At 74.8% G+C, this 22,827-nt stretch carries 21 protein-coding genes and 1 pseudogene; 15 read left to right on the top strand and 7 right to left on the bottom strand.

Annotated elements, in window-relative coordinates; all coding sequences use genetic code 11:
• The first annotated feature begins 34 nt into the window (after positions 1 to 34).
• Positions 35 to 814, top strand: coding sequence for a hypothetical protein (locus MTO91_RS07870; protein WP_251784801.1), 780 nt, complete (start codon positions 35 to 37; stop codon positions 812 to 814).
• Between the two features lie 103 nt (positions 815 to 917).
• On the opposite strand, the gene MTO91_RS07865 is transcribed toward MTO91_RS07870, so the two are convergent.
• Positions 918 to 2,696, bottom strand: a complete 1,779-nt coding sequence (locus tag MTO91_RS07865) for a proline--tRNA ligase (protein WP_476654160.1) — start codon at positions 2,694 to 2,696, stop codon at positions 918 to 920.
• Between the two features lie 66 nt (positions 2,697 to 2,762).
• Here MTO91_RS07865 and MTO91_RS07860 point away from each other — a divergent pair, with 66 nt between their 5' ends.
• Positions 2,763 to 3,185 carry a PPOX class F420-dependent oxidoreductase gene (locus MTO91_RS07860; RefSeq protein WP_073578140.1) on the top strand — a complete coding sequence of 141 codons (423 nt, stop codon included), beginning with the start codon at positions 2,763 to 2,765 and terminating at the stop codon, positions 3,183 to 3,185.
• 47 nt (positions 3,186 to 3,232) lie between these two features.
• On the opposite strand, the gene metX is transcribed toward MTO91_RS07860, so the two are convergent.
• A complete protein-coding gene (gene metX / locus MTO91_RS07855; protein ID WP_226356682.1) occupies positions 3,233 to 4,369 on the bottom strand; it encodes a homoserine O-acetyltransferase MetX in 1,137 nt (378 codons plus the stop codon).
• 25 nt (positions 4,370 to 4,394) lie between these two features.
• A complete protein-coding gene (locus tag MTO91_RS07850) occupies positions 4,395 to 5,705 on the bottom strand; it encodes a bifunctional o-acetylhomoserine/o-acetylserine sulfhydrylase (RefSeq protein ID WP_226355794.1) in 1,311 nt (436 codons plus the stop codon).
• A gap of 276 nt (positions 5,706 to 5,981) precedes the next feature.
• Between MTO91_RS07850 and yaaA the strand changes: the two genes are divergently transcribed.
• From yaaA to MTO91_RS07830, 4 genes are all read left to right on the top strand, one after another.
• Positions 5,982 to 6,731 carry a peroxide stress protein YaaA gene (gene yaaA / locus MTO91_RS07845; RefSeq protein WP_476654159.1) on the top strand — a complete coding sequence of 250 codons (750 nt, stop codon included), beginning with the start codon at positions 5,982 to 5,984 and terminating at the stop codon, positions 6,729 to 6,731.
• 38 nt (positions 6,732 to 6,769) lie between these two features.
• A complete protein-coding gene (locus MTO91_RS07840) occupies positions 6,770 to 7,240 on the top strand; it encodes a hypothetical protein (protein WP_476654158.1) in 471 nt (156 codons plus the stop codon).
• Positions 7,241 to 7,487: 247 nt separating this feature from the next.
• The gene (locus MTO91_RS07835) at positions 7,488 to 8,414 is read left to right on the top strand and encodes an RIO1 family regulatory kinase/ATPase domain-containing protein (protein WP_476654157.1); all 927 of its coding nucleotides are present in this window, start codon (positions 7,488 to 7,490) and stop codon (positions 8,412 to 8,414) included.
• A gap of 248 nt (positions 8,415 to 8,662) precedes the next feature.
• Positions 8,663 to 10,456, top strand: coding sequence for a DEAD/DEAH box helicase (locus tag MTO91_RS07830; RefSeq protein ID WP_476654156.1), 1,794 nt, complete (start codon positions 8,663 to 8,665; stop codon positions 10,454 to 10,456).
• Positions 10,457 to 10,501: 45 nt separating this feature from the next.
• Here the strand turns inward: MTO91_RS07830 and MTO91_RS07825 are convergent, their stop codons facing one another.
• Positions 10,502 to 10,930, bottom strand: coding sequence for a LapA family protein (locus tag MTO91_RS07825; protein WP_073578144.1), 429 nt, complete (start codon positions 10,928 to 10,930; stop codon positions 10,502 to 10,504).
• A 311-nt stretch (positions 10,931 to 11,241) separates the two neighbouring features.
• On the opposite strand from MTO91_RS07825, the pseudogene MTO91_RS07820 reads away from it, so the two are divergent.
• Positions 11,242 to 11,961: pseudogene (locus tag MTO91_RS07820) on the top strand (SCO6745 family protein); the annotation flags it as partial.
• A gap of 97 nt (positions 11,962 to 12,058) precedes the next feature.
• Here the strand turns inward: MTO91_RS07820 and MTO91_RS07815 are convergent.
• The gene (locus tag MTO91_RS07815; protein ID WP_357457915.1) at positions 12,059 to 12,523 is read right to left on the bottom strand and encodes a GNAT family N-acetyltransferase; all 465 of its coding nucleotides are present in this window, start codon (positions 12,521 to 12,523) and stop codon (positions 12,059 to 12,061) included.
• A 54-nt stretch (positions 12,524 to 12,577) separates the two neighbouring features.
• Here MTO91_RS07815 and MTO91_RS07810 point away from each other — a divergent pair, with 54 nt between their 5' ends.
• Positions 12,578 to 13,969 (top strand): mycothione reductase, encoded by a 1,392-nt coding sequence (locus MTO91_RS07810; protein ID WP_476654155.1) that lies wholly within the window; start codon positions 12,578 to 12,580, stop codon positions 13,967 to 13,969.
• A 3-nt stretch (positions 13,970 to 13,972) separates the two neighbouring features.
• Here MTO91_RS07810 and MTO91_RS07805 read toward each other — a convergent pair whose 3' ends face one another.
• Positions 13,973 to 14,782, bottom strand: coding sequence for a lysophospholipid acyltransferase family protein (locus tag MTO91_RS07805; RefSeq protein WP_226355786.1), 810 nt, complete (start codon positions 14,780 to 14,782; stop codon positions 13,973 to 13,975).
• Positions 14,783 to 15,134: 352 nt separating this feature from the next.
• Here MTO91_RS07805 and MTO91_RS07800 point away from each other — a divergent pair, with 352 nt between their 5' ends.
• From MTO91_RS07800 to MTO91_RS07770, 7 genes are read left to right on the top strand one after another with little or no spacing between them, the layout of a single operon-like run.
• Positions 15,135 to 15,863: an alpha/beta hydrolase gene (locus MTO91_RS07800; protein WP_405418581.1), complete on the top strand. Its 729-nt coding sequence runs from the start codon at positions 15,135 to 15,137 to the stop codon at positions 15,861 to 15,863.
• Positions 15,860 to 17,167 (top strand): NAD(P)/FAD-dependent oxidoreductase, encoded by a 1,308-nt coding sequence (locus MTO91_RS07795; protein ID WP_476654154.1) that lies wholly within the window; start codon positions 15,860 to 15,862, stop codon positions 17,165 to 17,167. The genes MTO91_RS07800 and MTO91_RS07795 overlap by 4 nt, the downstream gene beginning before the upstream one ends.
• Complete coding sequence (locus MTO91_RS07790; RefSeq protein WP_208822470.1) at positions 17,164 to 17,940, top strand: DUF1365 domain-containing protein; 777 nt, start codon at positions 17,164 to 17,166, stop codon at positions 17,938 to 17,940. Before MTO91_RS07795 ends, MTO91_RS07790 begins: the two co-directional genes overlap by 4 nt.
• Entirely contained in the window at positions 17,937 to 19,244 is a 1,308-nt protein-coding gene (locus MTO91_RS07785) for a class I SAM-dependent methyltransferase (RefSeq protein ID WP_476654153.1), read from the top strand. Before MTO91_RS07790 ends, MTO91_RS07785 begins: the two co-directional genes overlap by 4 nt.
• Before the next feature lie 11 nt (positions 19,245 to 19,255).
• A complete protein-coding gene (locus MTO91_RS07780; RefSeq protein WP_476654152.1) occupies positions 19,256 to 20,620 on the top strand; it encodes a class I SAM-dependent methyltransferase in 1,365 nt (454 codons plus the stop codon).
• Entirely contained in the window at positions 20,617 to 21,426 is an 810-nt protein-coding gene (locus MTO91_RS07775; protein WP_476654151.1) for a DUF1295 domain-containing protein, read from the top strand. Before MTO91_RS07780 ends, MTO91_RS07775 begins: the two co-directional genes overlap by 4 nt.
• Before the next feature lie 32 nt (positions 21,427 to 21,458).
• On the top strand, positions 21,459 to 21,923 hold the full coding sequence (locus MTO91_RS07770) for a peroxiredoxin (protein WP_476654150.1): 465 nt from the start codon (positions 21,459 to 21,461) through the stop codon (positions 21,921 to 21,923).
• Between the two features lie 24 nt (positions 21,924 to 21,947).
• On the opposite strand, the gene map is transcribed toward MTO91_RS07770, so the two are convergent.
• On the bottom strand, positions 21,948 to 22,805 hold the full coding sequence (gene map, locus MTO91_RS07765; protein WP_073578284.1) for a type I methionyl aminopeptidase: 858 nt from the start codon (positions 22,803 to 22,805) through the stop codon (positions 21,948 to 21,950).
• Positions 22,806 to 22,827 lie beyond the last annotated feature (22 nt).

Raw genomic sequence — 22,827 nt, 5'->3', positions numbered from 1 at the left:
TCGGGGTCGCGCGACACCGCCGTACGCTGCGCCGGTGACCTCCGGCCGGACGACGACGACCGACCGCCCGGCTCCCGCGACACCGTCGCGCCCGGGCGCCCCCTCCCCCGGTTCCGGGCGACGGCTGCGTCCCGCGCTGGCCGCCGCCGTCGCCGTGCTGGTCGTGGCCGGCGCGGTGGCCGGGCTCGGCGGCATCCGCCCGGACTCCACCACCGCCACCCCGGCCGGATCGGCCGGACCGGCCGCCCCCGCACCCGCCCCGGCCGCGGAGCCCGCCGCGTTCGCCGTCACGCCCCCGCCCGGTTGGACGGCCCCGACCGCCGGGGCGCCGGCCCTGGACGTGTTCGGGGTGCCGTTCGCCCGGCTCGCCGAGGCGCCGCCGTTCGCCGCGGGCGACTGCCCCGTCGGCGCCGCGCCGCGCGGGGTCGCCGCGGCCGCACTCGTCGCCGTCCCGGCCGGGACGACGGTCGAGCAGGCCGCGCAGGCGTTCGCCCGCGGCGCCGGGGAGTCGGCCTACGCCGGCTCCGCACCGCAGGTGGCGGTCGGGCCGCCCGGACCGCGCCCGGGCAGCGGTGAGCCGGGGACGTGGGTCGAGGCCACGGTCCGCACCGACGGCACCGCGTCGGGGGCCGGCGGGTGCCGCGCCACCGACGGCGCGGTCGGGGTGCTGGCGGTCCCCCGCACCCAGGCCCGGGACGGGTCGGTCGGCGTCGCGATGCTGGTCGTCGCCGCGGACGCGGGCGGCGGCCCGGGCGACGCGGTCCCCCGCTCGGCCCTCACCGACCTCGCCGCCTCGGCGGTCCGCCCCGGCTGACCCCCGCCTGGCTCGCACGAACGGGCCCTTCGTACGAAAGGTTCGCACGAAGGGCCCGTTCGTGCGGACGCGGGGTGGCGGCGGCGCGGGGTGGCGGTGCCGCTCAGGCCCCGCGGACGATCCCCGCGACCAGCTCGGCGGCACCGGCGCGGTCGATCTCGCTCCGCTCGCCGGTGGCGCGGTCCTTGAGCTCCAGCTTCCCGTCGGCGAGCCCCCGCCCGACGACGACGATCGTCGGCACGCCGATCAGCTCGGCGTCGGCGAACTTCACGCCGGGGCTCGCCTTGCGGTCGTCGAGCACGACCGACAGGCCCTGGGCCTCCAGCTCGGCGGCGACGGCCTCGCCGCCCGCCAGCAGCTCCGCGGACTTGCCCGCGACGACGACGTGCACGTCGAACGGCGCCACCGACCGCGGCCACACCAGGCCGGAGCCGTCGTGGGACTGCTCGGCGATCGCGGCGACCAGCCGGGAGACACCGATGCCGTAGGAGCCCATCGTGATCCGGACCGGCTTGGAGTCCGGGCCGAGCGCGTCGAGGGAGAAGGCGTCGGCGTACTTGCGGCCGAGCTGGAAGATGTGCCCGATCTCGATGCCGCGGGCGGCCTCCAGCACGCCGGTGCCGTCCGGGGACGGGTCCCCGGCGCGGACCTCGGCGGCCTCGATCGTGCCGTCCGGGGTGAAGTCGCGGCCCGCGACGAGGTCGACGACGTGGTGGTCGGCCTTGTCCGCGCCGGTGACCCAGGCGGTGCCGGTGACGATCCGCGGGTCCACGAGGTAGCGGACGCCGTTCGCGGCGAGCGCGCCCGGCCCGATGTAGCCCTTGACCAGGAACCCGTTGCGGGCGAAGTCGGCCTCGTCGAGCAGCGCCACCTCGGCGGGCTCCAGCGACGCCTCCAGGCGCTTCATGTCGACCTCGCGGTCGCCGGGGACGCCGATCCCCAGCAGCTCCCACTCGGCCGCGCCCGGCTGCCGCGTCTTGACCAGCACGTTCTTCAGCGTGTCGGCCGCGGTGAAGGTCCGCTCGGCGCCGAGGCTCGTTCCGCTGACGCTGCTCTCGCGGTGCGCGTTGAGGAAGTCGACCAGCGACTCGATGGTCGGGGTGTCCGGGGTGTGGTGCACCTGCGCCGCGGGCAGCCCGTCGAGCGGGATCGCCGGGGGCGCGGGCGTCGTGACGGCCTCGACGTTGGCCGCGTAGCCGCCGGGACCGCGGACGAAGGTGTCCTCGCCGGTCTCGGACTCGGCGAGGAACTCCTCCGACGCCGAGCCGCCCATCGCACCCGAGGTCGCGGACACGATCACGTAGCGCAGCCCGAGCCGGTCGAAGATCTTCACGTAGGCGTCGCGGTGCTTGCGGTAGGACTCCGACAGTCCCTCGTCGGTGAGGTCGAAGGAGTAGGAGTCCTTCATGAGGAACTCGCGGCCGCGCAGGATGCCCGCGCGGGGGCGCTCCTCGTCGCGGTACTTGTTCTGGATCTGGTAGAGGATGACCGGGTAGTCCTTGTAGGACGAGTACTCGCCCTTGACCGCGAGGGTGAACAGTTCCTCGTGGGTCGGGCCGAGCAGGTAGTCGCCGCCCTTGCGGTCCTTGAGGCGGAACAGGTTCGGGCCGTACTCGGTCCACCGGTTCGTCGTCTCGTAGGGCTCGCGCGGCAGCAGGGCCGGGAACTGGATCTCCTGGCCGCCCATGGCGTCCATCTCCTCGCGCACCACGTTCTCGATGCGGCGGAGCACCGTGAGACCGAGCGGGAGCCAGGAGTACACGCCCGGGGCCACGCGACGGACGTAACCGGCGCGGACCAGCAGCTTGTGGCTGGGTACCTCCGCGTCGGCCGGGTCCTCACGCAGGGTGCGCAGGAACAGCGACGACATCCGGGTCAACACCTGCAGAAGGGTAGCGAGGGACCCCGGCGCCGCTCATCCCGGTTCCGGAGCGGGCAGACTCGGGGCATGGGAGACGAACAGCACGAGCTGCTCGCGGGGGCACGCCAGGGCGTCCTCGCGACGATCAAGCGCAGTGGCATGCCCCAGCTGTCGCCGGTGACGCCGTACTACGACCGGGCGGCCGGGACGGTGCAGGTGTCGATGACCGAGGGGCGGGCGAAGACCGCGAACCTGCGGCGGGACCCGCGGGCGGCGCTGTCGGTGGAGAGCACCGACGGCCGCTCCTGGGCGACGGCCGAGGGCCCGGTCGAGCTCGTCGGGCCCGACGACTCGCCCGACGGACCGGCCGTGCAGGCGCTGGTCGACTGGTACCGCGCCGCCGCCGGGGAGCACCCGGACTGGGACGAGTACCGCGAGGTCATGGTCCGGGACCGGCGGGTGCTGATGACGATGCGGGTGCAGCGCGTCTACGGGGAGAACCTGGGCTGACGGCGTTCCGGCCGGTGGCCGCGCCCGGTGGGCGCGGTCCCGGCGGCTCAGACCGCCTCGTCCAGCAGCTCGGCCAGCAGCCGGGCCACCGTCGGCGTCTCCACCAGGAACCCGTCGTGCCCGTACGGCGAGTCGATCACCTTGAGCGGGTCGGCGCCGGGGATGCCGTCGGCCAGCTCCTGCTGCTCGGCGAGCGGGTAGAGCCGGTCGGAGGTGACCCCGGCGACGTAGGTCCTGGCCCGGACCCGCGACAGCGCCGACGCCACCCCGCCCCGGTCACGGCCCACGTCGTGGTGGTTCATCGCCTGGGTCAGCCGCACGTAGGACGCGGCGTCGAAGCGGTGCACCAGCTTGTGCGCGTGGTGGTCCAGGTAGGACTCCACGGCGTAGCGGCCGCCGTCGAGGGGGTCCTCACCGGACTGCGGGTCACGGCCGAACCGGGTCGCCAGCTCGAAGCCCGACCGGTACGACAGGTGCGCGATCCGCCGCGCGACGCCCAGCCCACGCCAGGGCCCCTCGGGCGTGTCGTGGTAGTCGCCGCCGTGCCAGTGCGGGTCGGAGGTGATGGCCTGGATCTGCGGGCTCGCCCAGCCGATCTGGTCCGCCGACGACGCCGCGGGCCCGGCGAGCAGGAACAGCCGCCGTACCCGGTCGGGCTCGGTGGCCGCCCACTCCAGGGACCGCATGGACCCCATGGAGCCGCCGATCACGCAGGCGAACGCGTCGATGCCGAGCGCGTCGGCCAGGTACTGCTCGGCGACGACCGTGTCCCGCACGGTGACCGTCGGGAACCGGCTGCCCCAGGTCCGCCCGTCCGGCGCGCGGGACGCCGGACCGGTGCTGCCCTGGCAGCCGCCGACCGCGTTCGGCGCGACGACGAACCAGCGGGCCGGGTCCAGCGGGCCACCCGGCTCGATCAGCCCGGGCCACCAGCCGGACGTCGGGTGACCGGGGCCGGCCGGGCCCTCCAGGTGCGCGTCGCCGGTGAGGGCGTGCAGGACGAGGACGGCGTTGGAGCCGTCCGGTGCGAGCTCGCCCCAGGTCTCGTAGGCCAGGCGCACGCCCGGCAGCTCCCCGCCGGCCGCCAGCTTCAGCGGCGCGGGCAGGTCGAGGAAGTGGCGGCGGCCGGGGTCGTCCCCCTCCCGCCAGGCGCCGCTGGCGGGAGGGAGCTCGATGTCGTTCACGGACACCAGGTAATCAGATCCGCTCTCAGGCGCCCTTCGCGGCGCGGAACCCGGCGTCCAGGTCGGCCTTGAGGTCCTCGATTCCCTCGAGGCCCACCGACAGCCGGACCAGGCCCGGGGTCACGCCGGAGGCGAGCTGCTCCTCCGCGGAGAGCTGGCTGTGCGTGGTCGACGCCGGGTGGATGACCAGGCTGCGGACGTCGCCGATGTTGGCGAGGTGGCTGTGCAGCTCGAGGGCGTTGACGAACTTCTTGCCCGCCTCGATGCCGCCCTGCAGCTCGAACGCCACGATCGCGCCACCGCCCTTGGGCAGGTACTTCTGCTGGAGGGCGTGCCACGGGCTGGACGGGAGACCGGCGTAGTGGACCTTCTCCACCTCGTCGCGGGCCTCGAGCCACTCGGCCAGCGCCTGGGCGTTCTGGTTGTGCCGGTCCATCCGCAGCGACAGCGTCTCGATGCCCTGGATGATCAGGAACGCGTTCTGCGGGGAGATCGCCGGGCCGAGGTCGCGCAGCAGCTGCACGCGGGCCTTGATGATGTAGGCGATCGGGCCGACGGCGTCGGTGAACACCGCGCCGTGGTAGCTCGGGTCCGGGCTGGTCAGGCCGGGGAACCTGTCCTTGTTGGCGACCCAGTCGAACTTCCCGGAGTCGACGATGATGCCGCCGACCGAGGTGCCGTGGCCGCCGAGGAACTTGGTCAGGGACTCGACGACGATGTCGGCGCCGTGCTCGATCGGCCGCACCAGGTACGGGGTCGGGACGGTGTTGTCGACGATCAGCGGGACCCCGGCGTCGTGCGCGACACCGGCGACGGCGGCGATGTCGAGGATGTTGCCGCGCGGGTTGCCCAGCGTCTCGCCGTAGAGGGCCTTGGTGTTCGGCCGGATCGCGGCCTTCCACTCCTCCAGGTCGTCGGGGTCCTCCACGAAGGTGACCTCGATGCCCATCTTCGGGAAGGTGTAGTGGAACTGGTTGTAGGTGCCGCCGTAGAGCGAGGCGCTGGAGACGATGTGGTCCCCGGCCTCGGCGATGTTCTGGACCGCGAGCGCCTGCGCGGCCTGCCCGGACGCGACGGCCAGGGCCGCGGCCCCGCCCTCCAGCGCGGCGACGCGCTGCTCCAGCACGTCCTGGGTGGGGTTCATGATCCGCGTGTAGATGTTGCCGAACTCGGCGAGCCCGAACAGGTTCGCGGCGTGGTCGGTGTCGCGGAAGACGTAGGACGTCGTCTGGTAGATCGGCGTCGCCCGGGCGTTCGTGGTCGGGTCGGGCGCGGCGCCGGCGTGCACCTGCTTGGTCTCGAACGACCAGTTGGCGGTGGTGTCGGGGTCGGTCACGGTGGAACTCCTCTTCGGGTCGACCGCCGGTGTGAGCGTGCCGAGGCGGGCCGGGCCCGGGTCGGTCGATCGCGGCGGCTTCAGGGCTGTGGCGGGGCGGACGCGTACGTGGGCCCTCGGACGAGCGCGGGTCAGCGGCAGGGGCGACAGGCCGCGCTCGTGATCCGCATGCAGTCGACGTGGATGCGCGCCACCAGGCAGGTCACGGGCCCGAACCTAGTGCGGTCCCCCGGCGGGCACAACGGCCCGCGGAAGCGATCACTAGTCTGATGCGCCGTGCTCGTCGTGCTGCCGCCCTCGGAGACCAAGCGTGACGGCGGCGACGGCCCGCCGCTCGACCTCGCCGCCCTGTCCCACCACGCCGACCTCGGCCCCGTCCGCACGGACCTCTGCGACGAGCTCGTCGCACTGGCCGGCGACCGGCCTGCCGCGCGCGCCGCGCTCGGGGTCTCACAGCGCCAGGACGCCGAGATCGACCGCAACGCCGCGCTGCGCACGAACCCGACGCTTCCCGCGCTGGACCGCTACACCGGGGTCCTCTACGACGCCCTCGACGCCGGCTCCTTCACCCGCGCCACCCGGGACCGGGCCCGGTCCCGGCTCGCGGTGTGCTCGGCCCTGTTCGGGCTGCTCGGGGCCGACGACCCGATCCCGCCCTACCGGCTCTCGGCGGGCTCCAGGCTGCCCGGCTCGGGCACCCTGGCCGCGCGCTGGCGCCCGGCGCTCGACCCGCTGCTGGCCCGCATCGCCGGCGGCGAGCTAGTCGTCGACCTCCGCTCGGGCGGCTACGCCGCGCTCGGCACGGTCCCCGGCGCGGTGACGGTGAACGTGCTGGCCCAGCGCCCGGACGGGAGCCGGTCGGTCGTCAGCCACCACAACAAGTCGCACAAGGGCGGCCTGGCCCGGCTGCTGGCGACCTCCCGGGCCGAGCCCGCCGACGCCGGCGCGGTGGCCCGGATCGCGCGGCGGGCGGGACACCTCGTCGAGCGCGACGGCGACCACCTGGATCTCGTCATCCCGGCCTGAAGCCGCACACCGAGTCGGACATACGGCATGATCCGGGCATGGTCGAGCAGCTGAACCTGTGGGTCGACGCCCTGCACCCGGTGTGGCAGTTCCTGGCGGTGTTCGTGATCGGCGTCGTGCCGTTCCTGGAGTCCTACACGGGCACGCTGGTCGGGACGATCACCGGCATGCCGGTGCTCCTCGCCGCCGCCGGGGCGATCGCGGGCAACGTGCTGGCCCTGGTCGTCGCGGTGCGGCTGGGCGACCGGGCCCGGCGGGGACTCGGCCGCCGCGCGTCGCGGCCGCCGTCGGAGCGGCGGCAGAAGGTGATCGCCCGGGTGGACCGCTACGGCGTCCCGGTCGCGTCGCTGCTGGCCCCGACCCTGATGGCGATCTCGGTGACCGCGTTCGGGATGGTCGCGGCGGGGCTGGACCGGCGGCAGGTCGTGATCTGGCAGGTCGTGGCCGTCGTGGTGTGGGCGGCGCTGTTCGCCGCGATCGGGCTCGGCGCGCTCAGCGCCTTCGGCTGAGCACCGGCCCCGCGCGGCGCGGAAAACCGGTGGCGGGCCGGGACGGCCTCCGGCAGGGTCGCCACCGGCCGGAGGGACCGGTGGCGCGGCAGGGCCGCGCGGTGCGAGCGGGGAGGTGCGTACCGATGGCCGTCCGTCGTGTCCGGGTGCGCAGCGCGTGCCCGCCCGCACCGTCCCCGCCGCGCGGCACGACCGGTCCCTGAGGACCGGCTCCGCGCGGCACTCCCTGCCGCCTCCGGAGCCGCACGTGTACTCCTCCGACCGTCCCGATCCCGTCCGCCGTCGCCGCCGTTTCGACGACGACGAGCCCCGCCCCCGTCCCGGCCGCGCCGACACCGCCGCGCTCGCCCTGGACGGCCGGGCCGGGCACGACCCCGACACCGCCGAGGTCCCCGGCGGTGGTGACCGCTGGTCCACCTGGCCCGGGCTGCCCGCCGGTGCCCGTGGCCCGCACCCCCGCCCCGGCTGGCTGGTGACCGACGCCGGCGCCGTCGACCACGAGCGCGGGGTGCTCAAGACCGGCAAGGAGGCCGACGTGCACCTCGTCGAACGCGGTCTCCCCGGCCGTGACGGGGTGCTGCTCGCCGCCAAGCGCTACCGCGACCCCGCGCACCGCATGTTCCACCGCGACGCCGGCTACCTGGAGGGGCGCCGCGTCCGGCGCTCCCGGGAGACACGGGCGATGGCGCAGCGCACCGCGCTGGGCCGCGACCTCATCGCCGGGCAGTGGGCGGCGGCCGAGTTCGCCGCACTCGCCCGGCTGCACTCCGCGGGCGCCCCGGTGCCCTACCCGGTGTCGGTCGACGGGACCGAGGTCCTGCTGGAGTTCCTCGGCACGCCCGACGGGCGCGCCGCACCCCGGCTCGCCGCGCTGCGCCCGGACGCGGGCGAGCTGACCGCGCTGTGGCACGACCTCGTCGACGCCCTCGGCGTGCTCGCCGACCTCGGCTGGGCGCACGGCGACCTGTCGGCCTACAACGTGCTCGTCCACCACGGCCGGGCGGTGCTGATCGACCTGCCACAGGTCGTCGACGTCGTCGGGAACCCGCAGGGACCGGAGTTCCTGGACCGTGACGTCCGACGCATCGGCGAGTGGTTCGTCGCCCGCGGGCTCGACCCCGCCGCACCCGGGCGACTCCTCGCCGAGCTGCGGGAACGCACCCTGCTGGGCTGACCCGGCCCGCCGCTCCCCCGGGGCGCGACGCGGCGTCACGCGTCGCGTCCCGGCGGCCCGGCACCGGGGAGCACGGGTACGGCGCGTAGTGTGGATCGACGAGCGTCCGGCCGCCAGAGCCGCCGGGCCGAGCCCTTCCATCACGGAGCGCGCACCGCGACGACGCGCCGCCGCGCCCGGGCCCGTCGGCCGAGCACACCTCCCCCGAGGTCTCCGCAGGACGTGCCACGTTCTCGAGGAGACCTGTCTTGACCAGGCCGCAGTTCCGCCCGCCGTCGTCCGACGCCGGCACCACGTCCGACCGTCCCGCCCGCCGGCGGGCCACCCGCCCGTCCGGCCCGTCCGCCGACGGCGGTGCCCAGCGCGGGTCCGCCCGGCGCGACGACCGCCGCACCGAGACCCGCGGCGACGACCGCCGCGACCGTCCCGCCCGGGACGACGACCGCCGCGACGCCCCGCGTCCGGCCCGGGGCGCCCGCACCGGCGGCCCCGCCCGCGGCGAGCGCTCCGGCGCCCCCCGTGGGGACCGCCCCGCCCGGGGCGAGCGCTCCGGCGACGGCGGCGGCAACCGCGCCGAGCGTCGCGAGCACCTCCAGGACGGGAGCCGGGTCGACCGCGGCCCCGCCCGGTCCGCGCAGCGCGGCGGTGACCGTCCGGCCGCCCGCCGCGGCCGCCGCGGTGGTGGCGCCGCCGCGGCATCGCGTCCGGCCCCGGCCCGCGCCGCCGCCGTCGCCGCCCCGAAGGCGGAGCCGGAGCCGCAGTGGGTCGAGCCCGAGGACGGCATGCCGTCGTTCGCCGAGCTGGGCCTGCCCGAGCGCCTGACCAAGGCGCTGGCCGAGCAGGGCTTCACCGCCCCGTTCCCGGTGCAGGCGGCCACGCTGCCCGACACCCTCGCCGGGCGCGACCTGCTCGGACGCGGCCAGACCGGGTCCGGCAAGACCCTCGCCTTCGGGCTCGCGCTGCTGGCCCGCCTGGCCGGGGAGCGCTCCCGCCCGACCGCCCCGCGCGGCCTGGTGCTGGTCCCGACCCGCGAGCTCGCCACCCAGGTCGTCGAGGTCTTGGCGCCGCTGGCGAAGGCGGTCGACCTGCGGGTGACCGACATCGTCGGCGGGATGTCGATGAACAAGCAGGTCGCCGAGCTCCGGCGCGGGATCGACCTGCTGGTCGCCACCCCGGGCCGGCTGTCCGACCACCTGCAGCAGCGCACCTGCGACCTGTCCGAGGTCACGATCACCGCGCTGGACGAGGCCGACCGCATGGCCGACATGGGCTTCCTGCCCCAGGTCCGCGCGATCCTCGACCGCACCCCCGCCGACGGGCAGCGCCTGCTGTTCTCCGCGACCCTCGACGGCGACGTCGACACCCTGGTCCGGCGTCACCTCACCGACCCGGTGACCCGCTCGGTCGCCCCGCCGACCGGCAGCGTCGCGACGATGGAGCACCACGTGCTCGTCGTCGACCGCGACGACCGGTCCCGCGTCGTCGCCGAGATCGCCGCCCGGGAGGGCCGCACGATCCTGTTCGTGCGCACCAAGCACGGCGCCGACCGGATGGTGCGGGTGCTGCGCCGCGAAGGCGTCGCCGCCGGGCCGCTGCACGGTGGCCGCTCGCAGAGCCAGCGCAACCGCGCGCTCGACGACTTCCGCTCCGGTGCGGTGCCGGTGCTCGTCGCGACCGACGTCGCGGCCCGCGGCATCCACATCGACGACGTCGGGCTCGTCGTGCACGTCGACCCGCCCGCCGACCCCAAGGCCTACCTGCACCGTGCAGGGCGTACCGCCCGGGCCGGTGAGGACGGCGTCGTGGTGACGCTGGCGATGCCCGAGCAGCGCGCCGAGGTGGACCTGCTCACCCGCCAGGCCGGGGTCTCCGCCGAGGTCTCGACGGTCCGCCCGGGGCACCCGGACCTGGTCCGCGTGACCGGTGCGCGGGAGCCGTCCGGCGAGCCGATCGTCGTCGCCAAGCCGCCGAAGCCGGCGCCCCGCCGCCGCCCGGCCGCGGGCGGGGCCGCGCGCACCGACCGGCCGCGCCGCCGGCGCTGACCTCCCCGGGGTCGCGGCCGCATCCCCGGCCGCGACCCGTGCGGGTCAGCCCCGCCGCGCCTGCCGGCGCAGCTGCAGGATCCGGCCCGTCCCGGGCACGGCGACCAGCAGGATCCCGGCGATCGCGGCGAACAGCAGCGCCACCCCGGTGGGCAGCGTCCCGGTCAGCCACAGGAAGTTGATCGCGACCGGCTCGGTGTTCTGCAGGATGAACACCAGCAGGAAGATCAGCACGACCGCCGAGAGGATCAGCGCGGCCCACAGCCCGCCGGTGCGGGTGTGCGGGATCGCGCGCTTCTCGGTGGTGGCCTCGGAGTCCGGGCCGCCGCCCTCCACCGGCACCGCCACGGTCGGCTGATCGGCCGTGGGGTCGGGTGTGCGCAGCGCCGGATGGGTCGCCGGGTCCGCCGTCGGGTCCTCCGGTCCGACCCGCCCCCAGGCCGGGGAGTCGCCGCCCCGTCGGTCGTCGCTCATCCGTTCCGCCTTCCTCTCCCAGCGTGTCCGCCCGTGCACCCTCTGGGTCCGGGCACGCGCGGGAGTATCGCGCACTCGGCGTCCCGGCGACGGCGACGCGCGGGGCACGCCCGCCGTCCGGTCGTGCGACACCGGCCTTGGAACTACCGTCGGGCCGGCAGCGCCGCCGAACCCCGCGAGGAGCGCACGTGGACCACGCCGAAGCCGTCCGGATCTTCTTCGCCGCCGCACCGGAGGGGATCGAGGTGCCCGGCGCGGTGACCGGGGGCGCACCGGCCCGCCGGCTGCGCGACGCGCTCGAACCGGTCGCGATGCACGACGTCTGGTCCTCCCGGGTCGGCGACGCCGTCGGCGCCCGCGGCCTGGACTTCTTCACCGCCTACGTCGGCGGGCGCGGCGGACCGTTCGGCGGCCGGGCGCCCGGGGCGCTGGTCGCGGCCGCGTTCGCCGTGTTCGAGCCCGGGTTCGTGGGTTCCACCTGGGAGGACGCGCTGCGTCTTGTCGACGTCGAGGAGCTGCAGCAGCTGCGCGACGCCGAGACCGCCGCGAGCCTGCGCGCGGTCCTCGGCGACGAGACCGACGCGGGCCGCGTCGCCGAGGTCGCCGGGATCCTGGAGCGTGCCGTCGACGCGGTGTCCGGCGCGGGCAGGCCGCTGTTCTCCGCCCTGCGTGCCCGGCCCCGGCCGCAGGACCCGGCCGGGCGGCTGTGGCGGGCCGCCGACCTGGTGCGCGAGCACCGCGGCGACGGCCACGTGGCCGCCTCCGTCGCGGCCGGGCTGGACCCGGTGCGGATGGGCATCCTCGCCGAGCTGTGGGTCGGCTACCCGCTCGGCGAGTACTCCGGCACCCGCGCCTGGCCGCAGGACATGGCCGACGCGGGCGCCCGCAGGCTCGCCGAGGAGGGCCTGACCACCTCCGCCGGGTCCGACGCCGCCCTCACCGACGACGGCCGCCGCTTCCGCGAGCGGGTCGAGGCCGCCACCGACGCGTCCCAGGACGACCTGGTCGCCGCGCTGGGCGACGACCTCGACGGCGTCGTCGCCGACCTGGACCGCTGGTCGCAGGCCTGCATCGACGCCGGGCAGTTCCCGCCGGACCTGCGCAAGCGGGCCGCGGGCCGAGCCCCGCTCAGGAGCGGCGGCGCTCCATCGGGACGTGCGGGATGCCGTCCTCGACGAACCGCTCCCCCGCCGGCACGAATCCGTGCCGCGCGTAGAACGGCTCCTGGACCTCCTGGGCGTCGAGCACGCAGGGGCGGTCCCCGACCTCAGCAAGCACCGAGTCCATCAGCCGGTGCCCCAGCCCACGTCCGCGCGCGTCGGCGCGGGTGCAGACCCGGCCGATCCGCAGCACCCCGCCGGGATCGGCCAGCAGCCGCAGGGTCGCGACGACCGTGCCGTCGTCGGCCAGCCAGTGGTGCCGGGTGCGCGGTTCGAGGTCGCGCCCGTCGAGCTCCTGGTAGGGGCACTCCTGCTCGACGACGAAGATCGCGGTGCGCAGCGCGAGCAGCGCGTACAGGGTGGCCGGGTCGAGGTCGGCGGCCCAGGCGCGGTGCAGGGTCGGGGTCGCCGCGGCCGGTGTGGGAACGGTCATCCGCAGAGGGGTACCAGAGCGTCGCGGGCCCGCGGAAGCGGTTAGCCTCGCGACGTGGCCCACCATGATCTGGTCGTCATCGGCACCGGTTCCGGAAACACCTTCATCGACGAACGCTTCGCCGATCTCGACGTCGCGATCGTCGAGCACGGGGTGTTCGGCGGGACCTGTCTGAACGTCGGCTGCATCCCGACCAAGATGTACGTCTACGCCGCGGACGTCGCCGAGACCATCCGGCACGCGCACACCTACGGCGTCGACGGCACCGTCGACAAGATCCGCTGGGCCGACATCCGGGACCGGGTGTTCGGCCGGATCGACCCGATCTCCGACGGTGGGCGCTCCTACCGGGTCGACCGCAGCCCCAACGTCACCGTGCACTTCGGGCACGCCCGCTTCACCGGCGAGCGCGAGCTGGGCGTCGAGCGCACCGACGGCTCCGGCACCGACACCGTCACCGGCGACCGGATCGTCATCGCCGCCGGGTCGCGGCCGAGCATCCCGCCGCTGGTCCGCGACGCCGGTGTGCCGTTCGAGACCTCCGACACCGTGATGCGGATCGACGACGTCCCGCGCCGGCTCGCGATCCTCGGCGGCGGCTACATCGCGTCCGAGTTCGCGCACGTGTTCTCCGCGCTCGGCGCCGAGGTCACCGTGATCGCCCGCGGCCCGAAGCTGCTGCGCCACCTCGACGACACGCTGTCCGACCGGTTCACCGAGGTCGCCACCGCCCGCTGGGACTGCCGGCTGGGCCGTCAGGTCACCGCGCTGTCCGGCGACGGCAGCGGCGGCCCCGGCGAGGTGGAGATCACCCTCGACGACGGCTCCACCGTCGTCGCCGACACGCTGCTCGTCGCCACCGGCCGGATGCCCAACGGCGACCGGATGGACCTGGACCGGGGCGGCGTGACCGTACACGCCGACGGCCGGGTCGCCGTCGACGAGTACCAGCGCAGCGTCTCCGCCGCGGGCGTGTGGGCGCTGGGCGACGTGAGTTCGCCCCACCAGCTCAAGCACGTGGCCAACCACGAGGCCAAGATCGTCGGGCACAACCTGGCGCACCCGGACGACCTGCGCGCCACCAACCACGACTTCGTCCCGGCCGCGGTGTTCACCGAGCCGCAGATCGCCTCGGTCGGCATGACCGAGACCGAGGCCCGCGACGCCGGGTTCGACATCGCGGTCAAGGTGCAGAACGTCGGCGACGTCGCCTACGGCTGGGCGATGGAGGACCGCACCGGCATCTGCAAGCTGGTCGCGGAGAAGGGCACCGGACGGCTGCTGGGCGCGCACCTGCTCGGGCCGCAGGCGTCGACGCTGGTCCAGCAGCTGATCCAGGCGATGGTGTTCGGCCAGACGGTCTCCGAGATCGCGACCGGGCAGTACTGGATCCACCCGGCGCTGCCCGAGGTCATCGAGAACGCCCTGCTCGGCCTGGAGATCTGAGGATCAGCCGGCGGCGCGCTCGGCCGGGTCGAGCGGCTCGCCGGGCGCCTCCGGACGCGGCCGCGCCTCCGGGTCGTACGTCGTCGCCGGACGGGTCTCCCCGCGCAGCTCCTCGAGCAGCCCGGTCACCGCGTCCATGATCTTCGCGGTGGCCGCGTCGAGGGTGGTCTTCGTGAGCGGCTTCCCGGCGAACTCCGAGAGGTCCACCGGCGGGCCGAGCGCGACCGTGACCCGCTTGCGCGGGAACGGCGTCGGCTTCCCGTCGGCGGGCAGGAAGTCCTGGGTGCCCCAGTTCGCCATGGGGATCACCGGGGCGCCGGAGCGCAGCGCGATCCGGGCGACGCCGTTCTTCGGCTTCATCGGCCAGTGCCCGGGGTCGCGGGTGTAGGTGCCCTCCGGGTAGATCGCGACGATCTCCCCGCGCTCCAGGGCGTCGATCGAGCCGGTGAACGACTCCGCCGCCCGCTTCGACGACCGGTACACCGGGATGTGCCCGCCGTGCCCGAGCACCCACTTCACCACCGGCACCGACCACAGCTCGCCCTTGGCCAGGAACCGCGGGATCCGGCCGTGCGCGGTGCCGAAGGCGATGTCGAAGATCGGGTCGGAGAACGAGACGTGGTTGCCGACCAGCAGGGCGCCGCCGGTGCGCGGCAGGTGCTCCGCGCCGCGCCAGCCCAGCCGGGTCCCGAAGACGACGAACGGCCAGATCACCGCGATCGCGAGCCCGAACCAGAAGCCCGACCCGCGACGCCGGCGTCGCACCGTCGCCACGACCTTCTGCCACACCGTCAGCTCCGGTGGCACGCCCATCGTCGTCGTCCTCTCCCCGCCCGTCCGTCCGCGGCGCCCGGTCCCGGGCACGCGACCATCTTCGCCCCTCACGACGACCGGATGCGTCCGTGGTCCTACCCACCCCGGCCGCGACCACCGGAGGTGATGCACACCTCACCCGTTCGAGCGATCCCCGCGCGCCGAGATGTCTCGACGAGCGAGGTACTGCGGACCCGATCTAGGGTCGACGGGTACGCACCGGTCGCGGACCGTGTCCGGGCCGACCCGATGTGAGGACGGTCCCACCGACCGGCCACCACCGGGCCGCCGGACGAACACGCGCCGAGACCGTCCCGGTGCCCCGTGCACCCCGTCCCCTGCGAGGCGCCCCGTGCCCGATCCGAGTCCGTGGCTGGAGAACGCCGGCGACCGACACCCCGAACCGGCCGGTGTCGTGCTCGTCGCCCACGGCGGGAAGTCGCACTCCACGGCGCCCGCCCGGCGCGGGCTGGCCCTGCTGCGCATGCTGCCGTTCGCGCACTCCCTGGAGCGCGGCGGGCGCGCCCACCGGACCGGGACGGGCTCGGGCGTCGCGGTGCACCTGCTGCGCTACCGGGTGCGGGGCTGGAACGGCCCGGCCATGGACGCCTACCGCGACGCCGAGTGGGCCGTCCACGAGCTCGCGCGCCGCTACCCGGGCCGCCCGGTCGTGCTCGTCGGGCACTCGATGGGTGCCCGCGCGGTGCTGCGGGCGGCGGGCGCACCCGGCGTCGTCGCGGTGTGCGGGCTCGCCCCCTGGCTGGAGGGCTCCGACCCGGTCGACCAGCTCGCCGGGCGGTCGGTGCTGATCGCGCACGGCGACCGGGAGCGGATGACCGACCCCGCGGCGTCCTACGCCTACGCCCTGCGCGCCCGGTCGGTGACCGACCGGGTCGCCCGCTTCGACGTGCTCGGCGACGGCCACGCCATGCTCCGCCGCGCCGGTGACTGGACCGCCCTGGTGCGACGTTTCGCACTCGGCGAGCTCGGGGCCGAACCCCGTGACCCGGTCATCGCGAACGCCATGGCGGAACCCGCCCCGGCCGGGCTGCGGGTCGCCCTCGAAGGAGTTGACAGGTGAGTGCACCGCAGGCGCGTCCGACCGTCGCCGTGGTCGGCAGCGGGGTGTCCGGTCTGACGGCCGCCTACCTGCTGTCCCGCAGCCACGACGTGACGCTGTACGAGGCCGACGCCCGCCCGGGCGGGCACGCCCACACCCACGAGCTGGCGTCCTCGGACGGCGGGACCACCCACGTCGACTCCGGGTTCATCGTCCACAACGACCGCACCTACCCGAACCTGCTGCGCCTGTTCGGCGAGCTGGGGGTGGCCACCCAGGACTCCGACATGTCGATGTCGGTGCGCTGCGACGGCTGCGGGCTGGAGTACGCCGGTGCCCGCAAGCTGGGTGGTCTGTTCCCGCAGGCCTCCAACGTGGCCCGGCCGGCCTACCTGCGGATGCTCGGCGAGGTCGTGCGGTTCCACCGGCACGCACGCCGGGTCCTGGCCGAGGAGTCCGCCGGCGATGTGACGCTCGGGGCGTTCCTCGCGATCGGCGGCTACTCCCGCTACTTCGTGCAGCACTTCATGATCCCGGTGGTGTCCTGCGTGTGGTCGGCGGGCGCGGCGCTCTCGCTGGACTACCCGGCGCGCTACCTGTTCACCTTCCTCGACCACCACGGCATGCTCGGGATCGGCGGCTCCCCGCAGTGGCGGACCGTCACCGGCGGGTCCCGCTCCTACGTGGACCGTGTCGTCAAGCAGCTCCCGGCGGTGCGCACCGCGACGCCGGTCCGCTCGGTCCTGCGCTCGACCGCGGGCGTCGAGGTCCGCGACGACGCCGACACCGTCGCCGCGTTCGACCACGTCGTGCTCGCGACCCACCCCGACCAGGCGCTGGCGGTCCTCGGCGACGGCGCCACCGCCGACGAGCGGGCCGTGCTGGGGGCGTTCACCTACTCCCGCAACGAGACCTGGCTGCACCACGACACCTCGCTGCTGCCGCGCCGGTCCGGCGCCCGGGCGTCCTGGAACTACCTCAAGCCCGCCTGTGCGGACGCCACGGGCGGGCCGGGCGGATCCGACGGCACCGCGGCCCCGGTCCTGGTCAGCTACGACATGAACCGGCTGATGCGCCTCACCGACCCCGACGACTGGGTGGTCACGCTGAACGGCGCCGGGCGGATCGACCCGGACGCCGTCGTCGCGCGGATGACCTACGAGCACCCGGTGTACACGCCGGAATCGGTGGCCGCCCAGCGCCGCCTGCCGGAGCTGAACACCCCGGTCACCGCCTACGCCGGTGCCTACCACGGCTGGGGCTTCCACGAGGACGGCTGCGCCTCGGGCGTGCGCGCCGCCCGCGCGCTCGGGGTGAGCTGGTGAGCACCCCGGCGCTCTACGACGCCGAGGTCCGTCACGCCCGCAGGCGCGACCTGGAGACGGCGTTCTCGCATTCGATCTACTACTGGCTCGTCGACCTGGACGCGCTGCCGCGGCTGCCGTTCTGGCTGCGCCCGTTCGCCCGCTTCGACGCCCGCGACCACCTCGGGGACCCGGAGCGCGGGATCCGGGAGAACGTCGACACCTACCTGGCCGCGCACGGCATCGACCTGGCCGGGGGCCGGGTCCTGATGCTCGCCCACGCCCGGGTGCTCGGCTACGTGTTCAACCCGATCTCGGTGTTCTGGTGCCACCGCGCCGACGGCACGCTCGCCTGCGTGGTCGCGGAGGTGCACAACACCTACGGCGAGCGGCACTGCTACCTGCTGCACCCGGACCCGTCGGGGCGGGCGGGCGTGGACAAGGAGTTCTACGTCTCGCCGTTCCTCACGGTCGACGGCCACTACACGATGCGCCTGCCCGAGCCCGACGACCGGCTCGGCATCGCGATCACGCTGCACCAGGACGGTGCGCCCGCCTTCGTCGCCACCCTGGCCGGGATCCGCAGGCCCGCGACCACCCGGCAGGTGGCGCGCACGGTGCTGCGCCGCCCACTGGTCACCCAGCGGACCGCGGCGCTGATCCGGCGCCACGGCATCGCGCTGTGGACGAAGCTGCCGGTCGTGCCGAAACCGGCCCGGCCACCACAGAACCGCGCGGGCCTCCCCGACGAACACTCCACACAGGATCAGCACCAGGAAGGGGTCACGCGATGACCATGCAGCACGACGGGATCGCCGTGCCCACCCCCGGTGGCGTGCGCGGCGCCCGGCCCCGTAGGCACGCCGTGCCCCGCCCCAACGAGGGTGTGTGGCCCGGTCTGGCGACACCGCCCGTGGCTCCGGCCAAGGCCCGGATCGCGGAGTCGCTGTTCCGCAACGCGGTCCGGTCGCTGCCGGTGCGGGTGGTGTTCCCCGGCGGGGAGCGGCTCGGTGCGGGCGGCCCGACCTCGCCGGTCATGCGCATCGAGCGCCCGTCGGCGTTCTTCCACCGGCTCGGCGCGAACTCCAAGATCGGGTTCGGCGAGTCGTACATGGTCGGCGACTGGACGACCACCGACCTGCCCGGGCTGCTCACCCCGTTCGCCGCCCGGCTGTCGACGCTGGTGCCGCCCGCCCTGCAGCGGCTGGGCCGCCGGTTCGCCGAGGCCCGCCGGCCCACCGTCGAGGTCAACTCGGTCGAGGGGTCGCGGGAGAACATCCACCGCCACTACGACCTGTCCAACGAGCTGTTCGCGCTGTTCCTCGACGACACCATGTCCTACTCCGCCGGCTGGTTCGCCGACGGTTCCGACGACCTCGTCCTCGCCCAGGAACGCAAGATCGACGGCATCCTGGACATGGCGGGCGTCGAGGCCGGGATGCACGTGCTGGAGATCGGCACCGGCTGGGGCGGGCTCGCGACGCGGGCCGCGCAGCGCGGCGCCCGGGTCACCACGCTGACGATCTCGCAGGAGCAGAAGACCCTCGCCGAGGCGCGGCTCGCCGAGGCGGGCGTGGCCGACCGGGTGCAGGTGCTGCTGCGCGACTACCGCGAGGCCCAGGGCTCCTACGACGCCGTCGTGTCGGTCGAGATGATCGAGGCCGTCGGCGTCGAGTACTGGCCGACGTACTTCGCCGCGCTGGACCGGCTGCTCAAGCCGGGCGGGCGGGTCGGCCTGCAGTCGATCACCATGCCGCACGACCGGATGATGGTCGCCCGCAACGACTACACCTGGATCCACAAGTACGTCTTCCCCGGCGGGATCATCCCGTCGGTCGAGGCCATCGAGGACAACCTCGCCCGGCACACCGGCGGGCTGCGCGTCGCCGAGCGCCGGAGCCTGGGCTACGACTACGCCCGCACCCTGGGCCACTGGCGCACCCGCTTCCTCGCGCGGTGGGACGAGGTCGAGGCGCTCGGCTTCGACGAGACGTTCCGGCGGATGTGGGAGTTCTACCTCGGCTACTGCGAGGCCGGGTTCCGCGTCGGCTACCTCGACGTCGTCCAGTTCTCGCTGCAGCGCCGCCCGTCCTTCTGAGAGGTGCCCCCATGACCACCACCCCCGCGGAGCGCCTCACCTCGCTCCTGGAGGACGTCCTCGGCGCCCCGCTCCCGGTGCGGCTGCGCGCCTGGGACGGCAGCGAGGCAGGCCGCACCGGCACCCCCGACGACCCGAACCCACCGACGGTGATCGTGAACCGCCGCCGGGCCCTGCGCCGGCTGCTGTGGGCGCCGGGCGAGCTCGGCCTGGCCCGCGCGTTCGTCTCCGGCGACCTGTCCGTCGACGGGGACGTCGCCGACGGGCTGTCCCGGTTCTGGGCGCTCGCGAAGCCGGGGACCGGTTCGGCGACGCTCGACCTGCGTCAGAAGCTGGGTGCGCTGGGCACCGCGGCCCGGCTCGGCGCCGTCGGCCCCCCGCCGCGACCGCCGGCGTCGGAGGCCCGGCTGGGCGGGCGGCGGCACAGCCGTCGCCGCGACCGCGACGCGATCAGCCACCACTACGACCTGTCGAACGAGTTCTACGCCTTCCTGCTCGATCCGCAGATGGCGTACTCGTGCGGCTACTGGACCCGCGACGAGGGGCCCGGCTACACCCTGGTCGACGCCCAGCGCGACAAGCTGGACCTGATCTGCCGCAAGCTCGGCCTGGCGCCGGGGATGCGGCTGCTCGACGTCGGCTGCGGGTGGGCCTCGCTGCTCGTGCACGCGGCCGAGCACTACGGCGTGCACGCCACCGGCGTGACCCTGTCCGCCCAGCAGCGCGACTACGGCGTCGAGCGCGTCCGCCGGGCGGGGCTGTCCGAGCGGGTGGAGATCCGGCTGCAGGACTACCGCGAGATCTCCGAGCAGCCCTTCGACGCCGTGTCCTCCATCGAGATGGGCGAGCACGTCGGGCAGGAGAACTACGGCGTGTACGCCGCACAGCTGCACCGCATGCTGCGCCCGCACGGACGCCTGCTGCTGCAGCAGATGTCGCGCGGGTCGGTCGGGGCGAACACCGCACCCGGCGGCGGCGCGTTCATGGAGGCCTACGTCGCGCCGGACATGTACATGCGCCCGCTCGGTGAGACCCTCGGGTTCCTGGAGCAGGCCGGGCACGAGATCGTCGACGTGCACTCGCTGCGCGAGCACTACGTGTGGACGGTCCGGCCCTGGCTGGAGACGCTGCAGGCGCACCGCGACACCGCGGTCCGGATGATCGGCGAGGAGCAGTGGCGGATCTGGCTGCTGTACCTGGCCGGCGCCGCGCTGGCGTTCGAGGAGAACCGGATGGGCGTGCACCAGATCCTCACCGTCCGCCCCGGTGCCGACGGCACCTCCGGGCTCCCGCGCAGCCGCACCGGGATCCTGGGGCTCGACCCGGCCGTCGGGTCCGCCCCGGCGGGCGCGCCGTCGCCGGCCGCGACAGCATGACCGGGGTGAACCCGTTCCCCTGGGCGGCGTGGGCCGTCAACCTCGGCGTCACCGCCGTCGCCGTCGCCGTGCTCATGGCCCTCGCGTACGCGATCGGCGTGCGGCGCGGCCGGCACGACGGCGTCGACGTCGTATGGGGGCTCGGGTTCGTGTGGGTCGCGTTCGTCACCGCGGTGACCGCGACGGCCCTCGACCCGACCGGCGACGGCTGGCGGCGCGCCCTGGTGGTCGTGCTCGTCGCGGTGTGGGGCGGGCGGCTGGCCCGCCACATCGCGCGGCGCAACCACGGGAAGCCCGAGGACCGGCGCTACGTCGACCTGCGCGAGCGCGGCTCGATCGGCCGGCGCGTCTACCTCACCCAGGGCGCGGTGATGTGGGTCGTCTCGCTCCCCGTGCAGGTCGCCCAGTACGGCACCGCGCCCGCCGGATGGCTGGTCGCCGTCACCGTGCTCGGCGTGCTCCTCTGGGCGGTCGGGTTCACCTTCGAGTCCGTCGGCGACGCCCAGCTCGCCCGGTTCACCGCCGACCCCGCGAACCGCGGCGAGGTGATGGACCGCGGGCTGTGGCGGTTCACCCGCCACCCCAACTACTTCGGCGACGCCTGCGTCTGGTGGGGCCTGGGCATCCTCGCCCTGCACCACCCGGCCGGGCTGATCGGCCTCGTCGGGGTCGCTGTGATCACGGCGAACCTGATGAAGGGCACCGGCGCGGCGCTGCTGGAACGCGACATCGCCGACCGGCGCCCCGGCTACGCCGACTACGTCCGCCGCACCAGCGGGTTCCTCCCGCTGCCCCCACGTTCCTGACCCACCCCGCACCCGCGACCCGAGGAGACACCATGGCCGTCGGCGACACCGCCACCGACTTCGAGCTGCCCGACGAGGCCGGCGCACCGCGCCGGCTGTCCGACCTGCTGGCGGCCGGGCCCGTCGTCCTGTTCTTCTACCCGGCCGCGATGACCGGTGGCTGCACGGCCGAGGCCTGCCACTTCCGGGACCTCGCGGCCGAGTTCGCCGAGGTCGGCGCGCAGCCGGTCGGGATCTCCTCGGACCGGCCGGACAAGCAGAACATGTTCGCCGCCGCGAACGGCTTCGGGTTCCCGCTGCTGTCCGACGCCGACCACGCCGTCGCGAAGTCCTTCGGCGCCTACCGCGCCTGGCTCCCGGGGAACTTCCACACCCGCCGCAAGACGTTCGTGATCGGCCCGGACCGCGCGGTCCTCGCCGAGGTCGGGTCCGAGACCGACATGAACAAGCACGCCGACGAGGCGCTGGCCCTGCTGCGCGAGCGCGCCGCCGCCTGACCGCACACGCCGGGCGGCCCCGCCTCAGGGCAGGGTCAGGATCTCCGCGCCGTCGTCGGTCACCACGATGGTGTGCTCGAACTGCGCGACCCACGACTTGTCCTTGGTGACGACGGTCCAGTCGTCGTCCCAGGTGTCGTAGTCGATGCCGCCGAGGGTGATCATCGGCTCGATGGTGAAGGTCATCCCCGGCTCGAGGACGGTGTGCACGTCGGGCTGGTCGTAGTGCAGTACGACCAGCCCGGAGTGGAACTCGTGGGCGATGCCGTGGCCGGTGAAGTCGCGGACCACGCCATAGCCGAAGCGCTTGGCGTAGGACTCGATGACCCGGCCGACGACGTTCAGCTCACGCCCGGGGCGGACGGCCTTGATGGCGCGCATCGTGGCCTCGCGGGTGCGCTCGACGAGCAGCCGCGCCTCCTCCGACACGTCACCGGCGAGGAAGGTCGCGTTGGTGTCGCCGTGCACCCCGCCGACGAACGCGGTGACGTCGACGTTGAGCACGTCGCCGTCGTCGATCACGGTCGTGTCCGGGATGCCGTGGCAGATGACCTCGTTCAGGCTGGTGCAGCACGACTTGGGGAAGCCGCGGTAGCCCAGCGTCGAGGGGTACGCATCGTGGTCGACGAGGAACTCGTGGACCACGCGGTCGATCTCGTCGGTGGTGATGCCGGGGCGGACGGTCTCCCCCGCGAGCTGCAGCGCCTGGGCCGCGATCTTCCCGGCGTGGCGCATCAGCTCGATCGTCTCGGGCGTCTGGATGTCGCCGCGGCGGCTGCGTGCCGGGGCCGGCTTGCCGACGTACTCCGGACGCGGGATGTGCGACGGCACCTCGCGACTTGGGGTCGGCGTACCGGGGACGAGCAGCGTGCGGGTCGACATGACCCCCATCGTACGTCCGGGG

This window comes from Pseudonocardia sp. 2-7 (assembly GCF_056341085.1).
This window is presented reverse-complemented; position numbering and strand designations above follow the sequence as displayed.